Here is a 14,554-nt window from a genome sequence, read left to right on the forward strand (position 1 = left end):
CACGTGGACGGGCTGAAACGGGACCGGCGCCCGCGCGGTGGGGGGGCCGGGGCACCCCCACCCCTGGAATGGTGCACCCGGCCACGCCTGCTCTCCGCCCCGGAGGTCCTCACGTGGCGCGACGACCCACCGGGAGCGGCGGCCGTCGCCCCATTACTCTGGGGCCTGCGCCCGGACGGGCGCCACCCGAGTTGCGAGAACTCGCAGGTGACGACCGGGGAACGGCGGTGTGGTCAGGTGGGGACCGGGGGCGGCGAGGATGCCGCGGCGTTCTTCCGGTGGGTGCACGGGCTCGCGACGGACGGCGACCGGCGGATGGTCCCGCTCGGCGACCTGGCGCCCGCGTTCGACGAGGGGGTGGGCTCGCTCGCGGGCTCGGTGAAGCGCAGCGTGTGGCACATGACCTTCCGCCCCACGTGGTCGGAGGTGCGGATGGCCCGCCCGATCGCCGAGGTGTCGCGGCGGCGGGGCATCGACGCCCGGTACGTGGCCGACCGGCTGGCCGCGTCCCGGCTGCCGCTGCTGTCGAGCCACCACTTCCCGTACTTCCGCAACCACCCCGTCGTCGCCCCGCTGCTCGTCGTCGACACCCGCGCGGTCTTCGTCGGCGCGCCCCCCGGGCACCAGCTGGCCGGCGAGGTCTGGACGAGCACCGCGCCCCAGGTGGTCGACGGCGCGATCCGGGTCTTCGACGCCGTCTGGCGGGCCGCCACCGACCCCCATCCCGACGGCGTGCCCCGCTTCACCCGGCGGATGGTCGACGTCGCGTTCCTCCTCACCGACGGCGCGAGCGACCGCGAGATCGCCCGGTCGATGGGGGTGTCCGAGCGCACCGTGTCGCACGAGGTCGGCGAGATCATCCGCCGGCTCGGAGCCCGCAACCGCGCGCACGCCATCGCGCTCATCGGTGACGCCGGGCCCTGAGACCTCGTGCGCGACAGCGGGTTCGCTCGTAGGATGGCCTCGTCGTCGTCAGGAAGGAACCCTCGGTGCCCGGGCCCGCCGTCGCCGCCTTCCTCGCCGCACTCCCCCCGCTGCTGCAGCGCCCGGGCGGGCCCTTCCGCTGGCTCGGCGAGCGCAGTGGGCTGCCGCGGGTCTTCGCCGAGCTCGAGGCCGGCACCCGCCACAGCCTGTGGAACATGCAGGTGCAGCTGGCTCCGTCGTTCAGCCGACAGACCCGCGGCCTCGACCACACCACGCGCGCCCGGGGCGTCGACGAGCGGATGGTCCACGAGCGCCGCGGGGCGGCGAACAACCCGTTGCTCACGAGCTTCGACCCCGACGTGCGCCTCGCCCCCGTCGCCACCCAGCTGATGGTCCTCGACGACCGCCGGGTCCTCGTGCCCGGGCTCCCGGGGTCCCCGACCACGTGGAGCGCCTACCTCAGCGACGACCCCGAGGTCGTCGCGCTGGCGCGCGCGGCGTTCCTCGAGACCTGGGAGTCGGCGGTCCCGTGGCAGGAGGTCGGGCTGCGGCCGCCGCTCCCCCCACGCCGCTTCGAGGTGGCCCTCGACCTGCTCGCAGGCTGGTCGGACCGGGCCATCGCCGAGCGGCTGGGCATCGGCGAGCGCACCGTCTCGGGCGAGGTCCGGGCCATCGTCGACTGGCTCGGCGCCCGCAACCGCACCCACGCCGTCGCCATGCTCGTCGGGGCGGCCTGATGCGCGACTCCGCCGTCACGGCCCTGGTCGACACCGTCGAGCGGCTCGCCGCGCGCGACGATCCCGCGCTCACGTCGCTGGGCGACCCCCGCCATCTCGGGGAGATCCTGGAGTGGCTCGAGGCGCGCACCACCACGAGCGTGTGGAACATGCAGCGCAGCACCCAGCTCTCGCTCACCCGGTCGGTCTGGGAGATCGACCGCCGGACCCGCGCGCGAGGCATCGAGGAGCGCAGTGTCGTCCCGCGTCGGGCGGCGTTGGCGTCGCCGCTCTGGACGACCGTCGAACCATCGCTGCGCGTGGCTCCCGTGGTCGTCCCGGTCATCGTGTCCGACCGGAGCTACGCCATGGTGCAGGGACCCATCGGCGTCCACCAGATGCCGACGCCGTACGGGACGGAGGACCCCGACGTGGTCGCCCTGGCCTGCGCGGCCTTCCTCGAGGTCTGGGACGCCGCCCTCCCTTGGCCGGAGGCGGGGCTGCTCCCGCCGCTTCCGGACCGGCGGTTCCGGGTCGCCGCGCTCCTCATGGACGGCAACACCGACCGAGAGATCGCCGCCGAGCTCGGCGTCGGTGAGCGCACGGTCTCGGCCGAGGTCCGGGCCATCATCGACTGGCTCGGTGCCCGCAACCGGACCCACGCCGTCGCGATGCTCGTGGGGGCGGCGTGAGGCCCGGCCCTGCGTACCGCACCTATCTCGACACGGTCCCGCCCCTCGTCGACCGAGGCGACCCCGTCCTCGTGCCGCTCGGTGAGGGCGCCGCCCTCGCGAACAGCTTCGCCGAGCTCGAAGCGGCGACGCGGCACAGCGTCTGGGCGATGAAGCTGCAGGTCAACGTCTCCCAGATGCTCGTGACGCGTGCGCTCGACGAGGCCTCGCGAGCCCGCGGCATCGAGGAGCGCTCGGTGCTCTCGCCGTCGGCTGCGCGTCAGCAACCGCTGGCGACCACGTTCGAGCCGACGCTGCGGGTGGGACCGTCGCTCAGCCCCCTGCTGGTGATGGACGAGCGGTACGCGGTCGTCGCCGGTTCCGCGCTGTCGCCCGACCTCGGCGTCGGTGCGTGGGGCACGGACGACCCGGACCTCGTCGCCCTCGCCTGCGCCGCGTTCATCGAGACCTGGGACTCCGCCCTGCCGTGGCGGGAAGCCGGGCTACGGGAACCACTGCCCGACAGACGCTTCCGCGTCGCGGTGCATCTCGTGAAGGGCCGGACGGACCGAGAGATCGCCGAGGAGCTGTCGGTCAGCACGCGGCTGGTGTCCGACGAGGTGCGAGCGATCGTCGGGTGGCTCGGGGCCCGGAGCCGCTCGCACGCCATCGCCATGCTCGTCGGCGCGGGCTGAGGCCCGCCGCCGGACGGCCCCTCAGAACCCGAGGCGCTGGAGCTGCTTGGGGTCGCGCTGCCAGTCCTTGGCGACCTTGACGTGCAGGTCGAGGTGCACGCGCGTGCCCAGCAGCGCCTCGATGCCCTGGCGCGCGTTCGTCCCGACCTCGCGCAGGCGCGACCCGCCCCGGCCGATGACGATGGCCTTCTGGCTGTCACGCTCGACGAACACGTGGACGCGCACGTCGAGCATCGGGTCGTCGGCGGGACGCCCCTCGCGCGGCACCATCTCCTCGACGACGACGGCGAGGCTGTGCGGCAGCTCGTCGCGGACCCCCTCGAGCGCGGCCTCGCGGACGAGCTCGGCGACCATGACGGCCTCCGGCTCGTCGGTGAGCTGGCCGTCCGGGTACAGCGGCCCGGGCGAGGGCGGCAGGTAGCCGGAGAGCACCGACGCGACGTCGTCGACCTGGTCCCCGCGGGCGGCCGAGCACGGCACGATCGCGTCCCAGTCGCCGAGCTGGTCGACGGCGATGAGGTGCTCGGCGAGGCGCCGCTTGTCGACCGCGTCGGACTTGGTCGCGATGGCGACGACCGGCGTGCGCTTGCCGCGGCGCAGCTCCGCGAGCTCGTGGGCGATGAACTGGTCGCCCGGCCCCACGCGTTGGTCGGCAGGCAGGCAGAACCCGATGACGTCGACCTCGAGCAGCGTCTCGCGGACGAGGTCGTTGAGCCGCTGGCCGAGGAGGGTGCGCGGCCGGTGCAGGCCCGGGGTGTCGACGAGCACGAGCTGGCTGGTCTCGGTGGTGACGATGCCGCGGATGGTGTGCCGCGTCGTCTGCGGCTTGCTGGAGGTGATCGCGACCTTCTGCCCGACGAGCGCGTTGGTCAGCGTCGACTTCCCGGCGTTCGGGCGGCCGACGAAGCACGCGAAACCCGCGACGTACCCCTCTCCCGCAGGGGGATCCGTGGTCTGGCTCATGACACGCTCTCCTCGAGCTCGGGGTCGTCGGCCGGCTCGGGGGCCACCCGCTCGACGAGGACCGTGGCGACGCGGTGGCGCCGCCCGGACATGCGCTCGGCCGTGAGCCGCAGCCCCTCGACCTCGCAGCTCGACCCGACGATGGGCACGAGCCCGGTGGCCTTGCCGATGAGGCCACCGACGGTGTCGACCTCGTCGTCGTCGAGGTCGACGTCGAGCAGCTCGGCGAGGTCGTCGACGTGCATCGTCGCCGACACCCGCAGCCGCCCGTCGCCGAGGTCCTCGACCTCGGGCGCCTCGCGGTCGTACTCGTCGGTGATCTCGCCGACGATCTCCTCGAGGATGTCCTCGATGGTGACGATGCCCGCCGTGCCGCCGTACTCGTCGACGACGACGGCCAGGTGCGCCTGCTCGCGCTGCATCTCGCGCATCAGCGCGTCGACCGGCTTGCTGTCGGGCACGAACCGCACCGGCCGCATGAGCGAGGTGACGGGCAGGGTGGCGGCGGCGGGGTCGGCGTTGGTCCGCTCGACGACGTCCTTGAGGTAGAGCACCCCGACGACGTCGTCGACGCTCTCGCCGACGACGGGGATGCGCGAGAACCCCGAGCGGATGAACAGCTTCATCGCCTGCCGGCAGACGCGGTCGTCGTCGATGGCCACCATGTCGGTGCGCGGCACCATCACCTCACGGGTGAAGGTGTCGCCGAGCTCGAAGACGGAGTGGATCATCTCCCGCTCGTCGGCCTCGATGAGGCGGTTCTCGCGGGCCATGTCGACGAGGTCGCGCAGCTCGGACTCGCTCTCGAACGGCCCGTCGCGGAACCCCTTTCCGGGGGTGACGGCGTTGGTCAGGGCGATGAGCAGGCGCGAGAAGGGGCCGAGCACCCGGCGCAGCCAGAGGGCGACCGGGGCGGCCAGCAGCGCGACGCGGGTGCTGTGCTGTCGCCCGAGCGTCCCCGGCGAGACGCCGACGATGGCGAAGCTGATGAGCGCCATGACGGCGATGGCCACGAGGAACGGCTGCCAGGTGCCCTCGACGAGGGCGACGGCGGCGAGGGTGACCATCACCGCCGCGGTCGACTCGGCGATGACCCGGAGGAAGGACAGGACCGAGAGGTAGGCGGCGGTGTCGCCGACGACCCGCACGAGGGCGAGCGCGCCGGGGCGGCCCTCCTCGGCGAGCTCCTCGGCGCGCACCCGCGACATCCGCTGGAAGGCGGACTCGCCCATGGAGATGAGGAAGGCGACGACGGTGGCGAGGACCGCCGCGACGACGAGCCGGGTCATGGGGCGCCCCGGCTCAGGCGCCCGGACGGCCGCGGGTCGCGAGGAAGGTGAGCAGCAGCTGGCGCTGGAGCTCGAACATCTCCTTCTCCTCGTCCGGCTCGGCGTGGTCGAAGCCCAGGAGGTGGAGGATGCCGTGCGTCGTGAGCAGGAGCAGCTCCTCCTCGGTGGCGTGGCCGGCGTCGCGGGCCTGCTTCGCGGCGACGGTGGGGCACAGGACGATGTCGCCGAGCACGCCCTCCTCCGGCGGCACGCCGTCGCGGCCCGGGCGCAGCTCGTCCATCGGGAAGCTCATGACGTCGGTGGGGCCCGGGAGGTCCATCCACTGCACGTGGAGGGTCTCCATGGCCGCCTCGTCGACGAGGCGCAGGCAGAGGTCGGCCTGCGGGTGGACTTTCATCTGCTCGAGGACGTACTGGGCGCAGTGGACGAGCTCGAGCTCGTCGACGGCGACCTCGGTCTCGTTGAGGACGTCGATGCTCACGAGCCCGGCCGGTCCTGCTGCTCGGCGCGACGGGGGGTGCTGCGCTGCGGCGCCCGACGAGGACCCTTCTGCTGCAACGCGTCCCACTTGCCGTAGGCGTCGACGATGTGCCCGACGAGGCGGTGCCGGACGACGTCGACGGCGGTGAGCTCGGAGAAGTGGACGTCGTCGATGTCGTTGAGGATGTCGCGCACGATGCGCAGGCCGCTCTGCGTGCCGCCGGGCAGGTCGACCTGGGTGACGTCGCCGGTGACGACCATCTTCGAGCCGAAGCCGAGGCGGGTGAGGAACATCTTCATCTGCTCGGCGGAGGTGTTCTGCGCCTCGTCGAGGATGATGAACGCGTCGTTCAACGTACGGCCCCGCATGTATGCCAGGGGGGCGACCTCGATGGTGCCGGAGGCCATGAGCTTGGGGATGGACTCGGGGTCGACCATGTCGTGCAGCGCGTCGTAGAGCGGGCGCAGGTAGGGGTCGATCTTGTCGTTGAGCGTGCCCGGCAGGAACCCCAGCCGCTCCCCCGCCTCGACGGCCGGCCGGGTGAGGATGATCCGGTTGACCTGCTTGGCCTGCAGCGCCGCGACCGCCTTGGCCATCGCGAGGTAGGTCTTGCCGGTGCCGGCCGGGCCGATGCCGAAGACGATGGTGTTCTCGTCGATGGCGTCGACGTAGCGCTTCTGGTTGAGCGTCTTGGGGCGGATGGTGCGGCCGCGGTTGGAGACGATGTTCATCGTCAGCACGTCGGCGGGCCGCTCGACGGTCTGGGCGCGCAGCATCTGGATCGAGCGCTCGACGGCGTCGCGGTTGAGCGGCTGGCCGCCGTCGATGACGTCGAGGAGCTCGTCGAGGAGGCGCTCGACGAGGGCGACCTCGGCGCTCGGGCCGCCGATGTGGAACTCGTTGCCGCGGACGTGGATCTCGACCTGGGGGAACTGGCGCTCCATCGTGCGCAGCAGCTCGTCGCGGGGGCCGAGCAGGGTGACCATCTGGACGTCGGCGGGGATGGTCACGGTGTGCTGGGGCACGTGGGGGTGCGAGGCGGGGCCGGTGGGCACGACGGGCTCGTCGGTATGGGCGTCAGACATCGTGGAACCAGTCTACGGTCCGGCACCGACGCGGGGCACGCGAGATCCGGGCCGGTCAGCCGGGCGGCCAGGTGAGCTCGCGGCCCCCGAGGACGTGCACGTGGCAGTGGAAGACGGTCTGCTGGGCCGCGGCGCCGGTGTTGGCGACGAGCCGGTAGCCGGGCAGCCCGTCACCCTCGGCCACCCGCGCGGCGAGCGCGACGACGTCGGCGAGCTCGTCGGGGGACGCCACCGCGAGCGACGCGGCGTCCGGCACGTGCCGCCGGGGGACGACGAGCGCGTGCGTGGGCGCCTGCGGGCTGATGTCGCGGAAGGCCAGCGAGTGCTCGGTCTCGGCGACGACGTCGGCCGGCACCTCGCCGGCGACGATGCGGCAGAAGAGGCAGTCCTGGGTCTCGCTCATGACCTCGACCCTAGGCCCCACGGCACCCGGTGGCGGGTGTCGGTGGCCGGTGCTGGACTGGCCACCTCGACGAGGGAGGACGACGATGACGGTGCGCTGGACGCTGACGGTCGACTGCACGGACGCCCCACGGGTGGCCCGGTTCTGGCGGGAGGCGCTCGGCTACGTCGACGCCCCGCCGCCCACGGGCTTCGCGACGTGGGACGACTGGTTCCGCGCGTTCGACGTGCCCGACGACGAGCGCGACCAGGGCGCCTCGCTCGTCGACCCCGAGGGGGTGCTGCCGCAGGTCACCTTCCTCGCCGTGCCGGAGCCGAAGGTCGCCAAGAACCGGGTGCACCTCGACCTGCAGGTCAGCGGCGGGCGGCACCGGCCGGCCGACGAGCGGCGGGCGGCCATAGCGGCCACGGTCGAGCGGCTGGTCGCCGCCGGCGCCACCGTCGTCGAGGAGCTCGAGCACGCCGGCGCCCTCGACCACGTCGTGCTCGCCGACCCCGAGGGCAACGAGCTCTGCGTCGTCTGACGACGCCGCCGCCACCGGGTGGGGTCACATCGTCGGTCGGGCCTGCACGAACCGCCAGCGACGACCCTCGGGGTCGCGCGCCTCGAAGAACGGCAGGCCCCACGGGCTCTCGAGGTCCCCGGCGGCCTCGGCGCCGCCGCGTTCGCGGACCCGTCGGTGGGTCGCCTCGACGTCGTCGACGTACACCCACGGCAGGTCGGCGGTGTCGCCCGGCCCGGCCGCGACGCCCTCGGGCAGCGGCTCGACGACGACGGACGCACCACCCGCCCGCAGCTCGAGCCACGGGTGGCCGTAGTCGGTGTGCGGCAACGGGTCCGGCCCCTCGGGCAGCGGCTCCGGCGCCTCGAAACCGAACACGTCGGCCAACCAGCGCGCCGCCGCGGCGGGGCGGGCGTAGCGCACCGTCAGGGCGAGCCGCCCGATGTCGCGCACCCCGCGGGACGCGCCCTCGCGCCGGGCGCACCACGGCCCGAACCACTTCCCGAGCACTCGCACCCAGACGCTGCCCCCTGCGTCACGGCCACCGGCCGGCACGGTGGCGACGACACGCACCCGGGTGCCCTCCCCCACCGGCTCGAAGGTGACCTCGGTGGCGACGTCGTCCAGCGAGCTCTGCAGCGCCAGTCGGCTGCCCGGCTCCCAGGCCGTCACGCGCGCCAGCTCGAGGACGTCGTCCCCGGCCTCGTCGTAGACCTCGAGCAGCCGCCCGCCGACCTCGGGCTCGCAGCGCATCTCGCGCAGCCGCCCCCCGTCGAAGTGGTTGATCGGCCCGCGCACCCACCACAGGTCGAGCTCGTCGGTGAAGGCGGCGAACGCGACGGCCGGCGACACCGGCACCTCCACCTCCGAGCTCGTCGACATCGCCTCGTCCGTCCCCGTACCGGTCATCGGTCCACCCCGTCCTCTCGTCGGTCCTCCACGTGCCTCGCGAACGCCGCGAGCTGCTCGTCCCAGCCGGCCTGCACCTGGTCGAGCCAGGCCCGCACCGCCACCACCGAGTCGCCCCGCAGCCGGAAGATGCGCAGCCGCGCGTCCTCCGCGCGGCGCTCGTCGACGACGACCCCGGCTCGCAGCAGGGTGCGCAGGTGCTTGCTCATCGTCGGGGCCGAGACGCCCGCGAGCTCGGCGAGCTCTCCGGCGGCCCGCGGCCCGTGGCCGAGGGTCTCGACGACGGAGAGGCGGACCGGGTCGGCGAGGGCGCGGAGCACCCCGGCCAGCGCCTGCTCGTCCTCGACCATGTGAGCAACAGTTGCCGATATTGGCAAGGATGTCAAGGGCCAGACGGCTCAGACATCGAGGGCGATCCGGAGGGTGACGTTGTCGCCCAGCCCGACCTGCTCCCGGCGGCGCACGGCCGCCTTGAGCGGCACGAGGTAGCCGCCGTCCTTGGGGAAGAGCGAGGTGGTGAAGTCGGTGCCCCCCACGCGCCCGGTGACCGGGATGCACCCCCACCCGTACGTCGCGAGGCGAGCGACCTCGTGGATCCGCTCGGCCTCCGGCCCGGGCACCACGACGAAGTGGTGCGGCGCCGGCCCCCGCCACTCGACGACCTCGCCGGAGAACTCCAGCTCCATGCCGGCCACCCTAGGCCGGGACACCGACCCTCAGCGCCAGCGAGACGCCGCGCTGAGCACGGCGAGCGCGGCCGGCCCGGCGCTCGAGGCGCGCAGCACCGTCGAGCCGAGGCGCACGGTCCGCGCCCCGGCCGCCTCGAGCGCCGCGACCTCGTCGGGCGCGATGCCGCCCTCCGGGCCGACGACGACGAGCACGTCGCCGGCGTCCGGCACGGACACCCCGGCCAACGGCTCGGTGGCGTCCTCGTGGAGCACGAGGACGAGGGCCGCCTCCGGGGTCCGGGCCACGAGGTCGGCCGTGGTGGACGTCGGCCCGAGCACCGGGCGACGGGTGCGGCGCGACTGCTTGGTGGCCGCGACGAGCACGGCGTCCCACTTCCGCCGGGCCTTCTCGCCGCGCTCCCCGCGCCACTGGACGATGCTGCGCGCCGCTTGCCAGGGCACGACCTCGTCGACCCCGCACTCGGTGGCCGCCTCGACCGCCTGGTCGTCGCGGTCGCCCTTGGCCAGGGCCTGGACGAGGACGAACCGGGGGTTCGGCTCGGGCTCGTCGCGCACCAGCTCGACGCGCACGTCGAGGGAGTCCCGCTCGACGTGCGCCACCTCGCCCTCGACCGAGCGGCCGGCGCCGTCGGCGAGCGTGAGCCGCTCCCCCACGCGCGTGCGGCGCACCGCCACCGCGTGGCGCCCCTCCGGGCCGTCGAGCCGGACGACGCCGCCGACCGCGACGGCGTCGAGGGACCCCGGCGCGACGAGGTGGACGGGCAGCGTCATCGCGAAGGATCCGGCTCAGCGGGCCTTGAAGGCGTCACGCAGCTTGCCGAACAGGGTGCCCTCGGTGGGGTTGGCGACCCGACCCTCGGGACGCTCCTCGCCGCGGGCGGTGGCCAGCCGGCGCAGCAGCTCCTCCTGCTCGGGGTCGAGCCTGGTCGGCGTCTGGACGATCGTGTGGACGACGACGTCGCCGCGACCCCCACCGCGCAGATGGGTGACCCCGAGCTGGCGCAGCGTGATGGTGTCGCCGGACTGGGTGCCCCGCTTGATGTCGAGCTCGTGGGAGCCGTCGAAGGTGTCCATCGACAGGGTCGCCCCGAGCGCGGCGGCGGTCATCGGCAGCTCGATGGTGGCGTGCAGGTCGTCGCCGCGGCGCTGGAACACCGGGTGCCGGCGCACGGCGACCTCGACGTACAGGTCACCGGCCGGGCCGGCGCCGTGGCCGACCTCGCCCTCGCCGGCGAGCTGGATGCGGGTGCCGGTGTCGACGCCGGCCGGCACCTTGAGGGTCAGGGTGCGGCGGGTGCGGACCCGGCCGTCGCCGCTGCACTCGTAGCAGGGGTCGGTGATGATCTCGCCGAAGCCCTGGCAGGTCATGCAGGGCCGGGTGGTCATCACCTGGCCGAGGAAGCTGCGCTGCACCTGGCGGATCTCGCCGCGGCCCTCGCAGACGTCGCAGGTGCGGGCGCCGGTGCCGGGCTGGCGTCCGTCGCCGTGGCAGGTGCCGCAGGCGACCGCGGTGTCGACGGTCAGCTCCTTCTCGCCGCCGAAGACCGCGTCGGCGAGGTCGAGGTCGAGCCGGACGAGCGCGTCCTGCCCGCGCGTGGTACGCGAGCGCGGTCCGGCGGCCCCACCCGGGGCCTGCCCGCCGAAGAACGCGTCCATGATGTCGCTGAACGAGAAGCCCTGGCCGAAGCTCGCGGCGCCGTTGGAGTACGGGTCGGCGCCCATGTCGTAGGAGCGGCGCTTCTCGGCGTCGGAGAGCACGTCGTAGGCCTGCGAGACCTTCTTGAACTGCTCCTCGGCCTCCGGTCCCGGGTTGACGTCCGGGTGGAGCCGGCGGGCGGCCCGTCGGTAGGCCCGCTTGATGTCCTCGGGGCTCGCGTCGCGCGCGACCCCGAGGTCGGCGTAGTAGTCGTTCACGGGTGGGGGGTCCTCCGTGGTCGGTGGGTGGCTCGCCTCAGTCGGCGAGGATGCGGGAGACGTACGTGGCGACGGCGCGCACGGCCGCCATCGTCGAGGGGTAGTCCATGCGGGTCGGCCCGACGACGCCGAGCCCGGCGACGAGGTCGGAGCCCGCGCCGTAGCCCGTCGTCACCATCGAGGTGGACTGGAGCCCGGCGTAGGGGTTCTCGTGCCCGATGCGGACCGCGAGCGTGCCGCCCTGCTCGGCGACGGTGCCGAGCAGGCGCAGGAGGACGACGTGCTCCTCGAGCGCCTCGAGCACCGGGCCGATGCTCTGGGTGAAGTCGGCGCCGGCTCGGGTGAGGTTGGCCGTGCCGGCGAGGACGACCCGCTCCTCGCGCTCCTCGACGAGCGAGTCCTCGAGGGCGGTGACGACCGCCCGGCAGACGTCGCGGACACCCGGGTCGAGCCGCTCGGGCACCGAGGCGAGCTCGGAGGAGGCGTCGGCGAGCACGCGCCCGCCCGTCGCGGCGTTGAGCTCGGTGCGCAGGGTGGCGAGGGTGGCCTCGCCGTCCGGGGTGAGCAGGTCGGTGCCGACGTCGACGACCCGCTGCTCGACCCGCCCGGTGGTCGTGATGAGGACGACGAGCAGGCGCGGACCGCCGATGGGCACGAGCTCGACGTGGCGCACCGACGAGCGCGACAGGGACGGGTACTGGACGACCGCGACCTGGCGGGTCAGCGAGGCGAGCAGGCGCACGGTGCGGTCGACGACGTCGTCGAGGTCGACGGCGCCCTCGAGCAGGCTGCCGATGGCGCGCTGCTCGGCGGGGCTCATCGGTTTGACCTGCGAGAGCCGGTCGACGAAGACGCGGTAGCCGGCGTCGGTGGGGATGCGCCCGGCGCTGGTGTGCGGCGCGGCGATCAGCCCCTCCTCCTCGAGCGCGGCCATGTCGTTGCGGACGGTCGCGGCCGAGACCCCGAGGTGGTGGCGGTCGAGGAGGGCCTTGGAGCCGACCGGCTCGGAGGTCTGGACGTAGTCCTGGACGATGGCCCGCAGGACGCGCAGGCGACGGTCCTCGCTCATCGGTCCACCTCCGGGCGCTCGTCGGGTCGGGTCGGCGGCGGGGGGTTGGCACTCTCGCCGTCCGAGTGCCAATCCTACGGGGTCGGGCCGGATCGTGCGAAAGCCGGAGCGGGGCGGGGCGCGGCGGTCCGCGGGGTGCGGCCCGGGTGGGGCTAGCCTCGCGGCCGTGACGGACAGGTACGGCGCCGACGTGCTCGCGGGCGACTGGAGGCGACCGGCGCGCGGGCGCTCGGTCGACCTGCCCGCCGAGCCGGGCACGGTCGTCGAGGAGGTCGAGACCGGCTGGGTCGGGGCGGTCGTCCGGGTCGAGAAGGCCGGTGGGGTGCACGTCGTCCATCTCGAGGACCGCCGGGGTCGCGTGCGCGGCTTCCCCCTCGGACCCGGCTTCCTCGTCGACGGCTCCCCCGTGCGCCTCGTGCCGCCGCAGGCCGCGGCCCGGGTTCGCCTCGACGCCGCTCGGGCCGCCACCGACCGGACGGCGAGCGGGTCGCGCGCCGTCCACGGGCAGCGCGCCCGGGTCGCCAGCGGCTCGCGGATCTTCGTCGAGGGCAAGCACGACGCCGAGCTCGTCGAGAAGGTCTGGGGCGACGACCTGCGCGTCGAGGGGGTCGTCGTCGAGATGCTCGACGGGGTCGACGACCTCGCCGGGGCCATCCGCGACTTCGACCCCGGCCCCGGCCGCCGGATGGGCGTGCTCGTCGACCACCTCGTCCCCGGCAGCAAGGAGACCCGGGTCGTCGAGGCGGCCCGGGGCCTGCAGCCCTGGGCGCCGCACGTGCTCGTCGTCGGCCACCCCTACGTCGACGTCTGGCAGTCGGTGAAGCCGGGGCGGCTCGGGATGGACGCCTGGCCGGTCGTCCCGCGCGAGACGTCGTGGAAGCACGGCGTCGCGGCGCACCTCGGGTGGCCGCACGACACCCAGGCCGACATGGCCCGGGCGTGGCGGCGCATCCTCGCCTCCGTCGGCTCCTGGACCGACCTCGAGCCCGAGCTCCTCGGCCGGGTCGAGGAGCTGATCGACTTCGTGACGGCGCCGGGTTCTTAGGACCCGCCGGCGGCCCGGGCGGCCGCGACCCCGACGTCGAGCCACTCGCGCAGGACGTCGGCGTCCTCGAGGACCGCGAGGTCGACCTCAACCCACGACCGGCTGGCCCGCCCGCCCATGACCATCGGCTGGACGCCGGGGCGCCCGGCGGCGGCGTCGAAGGCCTCGGGTCCGGTGCGCACGAGCAGCCCGCGCGGGCTGAGCGAGCAGGCCAGGGCGCCGTCGACCATGAAGGCCACGCCGCCGAACATCCGCTTCTCCTCGGCCGGCGGCAGGCCGGCGCGCACGCGCTCGAGCAGCTCCACGGGGCCAGTCTGGCCGCGCACGGTCGCCCGCGGTAGGGGTCGGCCCTGACCGGACCCCGAAGCCGACCCCGACGCGCCCCCGGAACCCCTTGGGCGGCGCCCGCGTCGGGTGTTCGATGGGACCAGGAACCCACCGAGGAGGAGCAATGAGCGAGAACACCCCGCGCGAGGACGCCCCCCAGGGCGACCCGACGGCGGTCGTCCCCCCGCCCCCGCCCGCGAACGACCCCACCGCCGAGGTGCCGGCACCCCCGGCCCCCGCCGAGCCGGTCGCCGCCCCCGAGCCCCCGACGCCGCCGGCCCCCGCGCCCGGCTGGGAGACCCCCGCCACCGGCGAGGTCCCCCCGCCCCCGCCGGAGCCCCAGTACGCGGCACCGCAGGCCGTCGGCGGCCCGCCGGCGTACCAGCAGCCCTACCCGACCACCGGTGCCGGCTCGTCGGCCCCGATGTCCCCGCAGGAGGAGAAGACCTGGGGGATGGCGGCCCATGGCATCGCGCTGGCGGCCACCGTCTTCAGCGGCGGCTTCCTGTCCTTCGTCGCGGCGCTCGTCATGTACCTCGTCGTCCGCGACCGCGGGCCGTTCGTGCGGGCCCACACGGCCAACGCGCTGAACGTCCAGATCATCGTCGGCATCGTCTTCATCGTCTCGATCCCGCTGATGTTCGTCCTCGTCGGCTTCCTCACCTTCGCCGCGGCCTGGGTGTTCGCCGTCATCGTCCACATCGTCGGCATGGTCAAGGCCAACAACGGCGAGTGGTGGGACCCGCCGCTGACGCCGAAGTTCGTCCGCTGACCCACCGGCCCGTGGGGCGGGCCCCCCGGCCCCCCCGGGGGGGCGGCGCCCCCCCCCCCCCCGCGGGGGGGGGCGCCCCCCCCCCCCGGGGCGGGCCCCC

At 74.4% G+C, this 14,554-nt stretch carries 19 protein-coding genes; 7 read left to right on the forward strand and 12 right to left on the reverse strand.

What is annotated here, in order from left to right; translation table 11 throughout:
* Positions 1 to 237: 237 nt before the first annotated feature.
* From JQN70_RS20725 to JQN70_RS20735, 4 genes are all read left to right on the forward strand, one after another.
* Positions 238 to 924 (forward strand): helix-turn-helix transcriptional regulator, encoded by a 687-nt coding sequence (locus JQN70_RS20725; protein WP_204129396.1) that lies wholly within the window; start codon positions 238 to 240, stop codon positions 922 to 924.
* Between the two features lie 65 nt (positions 925 to 989).
* The gene (locus JQN70_RS20730) at positions 990 to 1,661 is read left to right on the forward strand and encodes a helix-turn-helix transcriptional regulator (protein ID WP_204129397.1); all 672 of its coding nucleotides are present in this window, start codon (positions 990 to 992) and stop codon (positions 1,659 to 1,661) included.
* Complete coding sequence (locus tag JQN70_RS00685; RefSeq protein WP_204129398.1) at positions 1,661 to 2,332, forward strand: helix-turn-helix transcriptional regulator; 672 nt, start codon at positions 1,661 to 1,663, stop codon at positions 2,330 to 2,332. The genes JQN70_RS20730 and JQN70_RS00685 overlap by 1 nt, the downstream gene beginning before the upstream one ends.
* Positions 2,329 to 3,006 (forward strand): response regulator transcription factor, encoded by a 678-nt coding sequence (locus JQN70_RS20735; RefSeq protein WP_204129399.1) that lies wholly within the window; start codon positions 2,329 to 2,331, stop codon positions 3,004 to 3,006. The genes JQN70_RS00685 and JQN70_RS20735 overlap by 4 nt, the downstream gene beginning before the upstream one ends.
* Before the next feature lie 21 nt (positions 3,007 to 3,027).
* Here JQN70_RS20735 and era read toward each other — a convergent pair whose 3' ends face one another.
* Genes era through JQN70_RS00715 form a run of 5 tightly spaced genes read right to left on the reverse strand, consistent with a single transcriptional unit; the run spans position 3,028 to position 7,227 of the window.
* A complete protein-coding gene (gene era / locus JQN70_RS00695) occupies positions 3,028 to 3,969 on the reverse strand; it encodes a GTPase Era (protein ID WP_204129400.1) in 942 nt (313 codons plus the stop codon).
* Positions 3,966 to 5,258, reverse strand: a complete 1,293-nt coding sequence (locus tag JQN70_RS00700; RefSeq protein WP_204129401.1) for a hemolysin family protein — start codon at positions 5,256 to 5,258, stop codon at positions 3,966 to 3,968. The genes era and JQN70_RS00700 overlap by 4 nt, the downstream gene beginning before the upstream one ends.
* Before the next feature lie 13 nt (positions 5,259 to 5,271).
* Positions 5,272 to 5,739, reverse strand: a complete 468-nt coding sequence (gene ybeY / locus JQN70_RS00705) for an rRNA maturation RNase YbeY (protein WP_204129402.1) — start codon at positions 5,737 to 5,739, stop codon at positions 5,272 to 5,274.
* Positions 5,736 to 6,824, reverse strand: a complete 1,089-nt coding sequence (locus tag JQN70_RS00710) for a PhoH family protein (RefSeq protein WP_204129403.1) — start codon at positions 6,822 to 6,824, stop codon at positions 5,736 to 5,738. The genes ybeY and JQN70_RS00710 overlap by 4 nt, the downstream gene beginning before the upstream one ends.
* Positions 6,825 to 6,879: 55 nt before the next feature.
* Positions 6,880 to 7,227, reverse strand: a complete 348-nt coding sequence (locus tag JQN70_RS00715; protein WP_204129404.1) for a histidine triad nucleotide-binding protein — start codon at positions 7,225 to 7,227, stop codon at positions 6,880 to 6,882.
* 85 nt (positions 7,228 to 7,312) lie between these two features.
* Here JQN70_RS00715 and JQN70_RS00720 point away from each other — a divergent pair, with 85 nt between their 5' ends.
* Positions 7,313 to 7,750, forward strand: coding sequence for a VOC family protein (locus JQN70_RS00720; protein ID WP_204129405.1), 438 nt, complete (start codon positions 7,313 to 7,315; stop codon positions 7,748 to 7,750).
* Positions 7,751 to 7,774: 24 nt separating this feature from the next.
* Here the strand turns inward: JQN70_RS00720 and JQN70_RS00725 are convergent, their stop codons facing one another.
* The 6 genes from JQN70_RS00725 to hrcA are packed head-to-tail and all read right to left on the reverse strand — an operon-like array spanning position 7,775 to position 12,310.
* Positions 7,775 to 8,638: an SRPBCC domain-containing protein gene (locus JQN70_RS00725; RefSeq protein WP_204129406.1), complete on the reverse strand. Its 864-nt coding sequence runs from the start codon at positions 8,636 to 8,638 to the stop codon at positions 7,775 to 7,777.
* Complete coding sequence (locus tag JQN70_RS00730; protein ID WP_204129407.1) at positions 8,635 to 8,988, reverse strand: ArsR/SmtB family transcription factor; 354 nt, start codon at positions 8,986 to 8,988, stop codon at positions 8,635 to 8,637. Before JQN70_RS00730 ends, JQN70_RS00725 begins: the two co-directional genes overlap by 4 nt.
* A 48-nt stretch (positions 8,989 to 9,036) precedes the next feature.
* Positions 9,037 to 9,324, reverse strand: a complete 288-nt coding sequence (locus JQN70_RS00735; protein ID WP_204129408.1) for a DUF1905 domain-containing protein — start codon at positions 9,322 to 9,324, stop codon at positions 9,037 to 9,039.
* 30 nt (positions 9,325 to 9,354) lie between these two features.
* The gene (locus JQN70_RS00740; protein WP_204129409.1) at positions 9,355 to 10,098 is read right to left on the reverse strand and encodes a 16S rRNA (uracil(1498)-N(3))-methyltransferase; all 744 of its coding nucleotides are present in this window, start codon (positions 10,096 to 10,098) and stop codon (positions 9,355 to 9,357) included.
* A 15-nt stretch (positions 10,099 to 10,113) separates the two neighbouring features.
* Positions 10,114 to 11,241, reverse strand: a complete 1,128-nt coding sequence (dnaJ, locus tag JQN70_RS00745; RefSeq protein ID WP_204129410.1) for a molecular chaperone DnaJ — start codon at positions 11,239 to 11,241, stop codon at positions 10,114 to 10,116.
* A 37-nt stretch (positions 11,242 to 11,278) separates the two neighbouring features.
* Positions 11,279 to 12,310: a heat-inducible transcriptional repressor HrcA gene (gene hrcA, locus JQN70_RS00750; protein ID WP_204129411.1), complete on the reverse strand. Its 1,032-nt coding sequence runs from the start codon at positions 12,308 to 12,310 to the stop codon at positions 11,279 to 11,281.
* Between the two features lie 166 nt (positions 12,311 to 12,476).
* Here hrcA and JQN70_RS00755 point away from each other — a divergent pair, with 166 nt between their 5' ends.
* Positions 12,477 to 13,355, forward strand: a complete 879-nt coding sequence (locus JQN70_RS00755; protein ID WP_204129412.1) for a DUF3097 domain-containing protein — start codon at positions 12,477 to 12,479, stop codon at positions 13,353 to 13,355.
* Here JQN70_RS00755 and JQN70_RS00760 read toward each other — a convergent pair.
* Positions 13,352 to 13,660 (reverse strand): TfoX/Sxy family protein, encoded by a 309-nt coding sequence (locus tag JQN70_RS00760; protein WP_204129413.1) that lies wholly within the window; start codon positions 13,658 to 13,660, stop codon positions 13,352 to 13,354. The two genes, JQN70_RS00755 and JQN70_RS00760, sit on opposite strands and share 4 nt — an antisense overlap.
* Before the next feature lie 146 nt (positions 13,661 to 13,806).
* On the opposite strand from JQN70_RS00760, the gene JQN70_RS19755 reads away from it, so the two are divergent.
* On the forward strand, positions 13,807 to 14,454 hold the full coding sequence (locus JQN70_RS19755) for a DUF4870 domain-containing protein (protein ID WP_239110382.1): 648 nt from the start codon (positions 13,807 to 13,809) through the stop codon (positions 14,452 to 14,454).
* Positions 14,455 to 14,554 lie beyond the last annotated feature (100 nt).

The sequence above is a fragment of the Phycicoccus sonneratiae genome (assembly GCF_016887965.1).
GTDB classification, from domain to species: domain Bacteria; phylum Actinomycetota; class Actinomycetes; order Actinomycetales; family Dermatophilaceae; genus Phycicoccus; species Phycicoccus sonneratiae.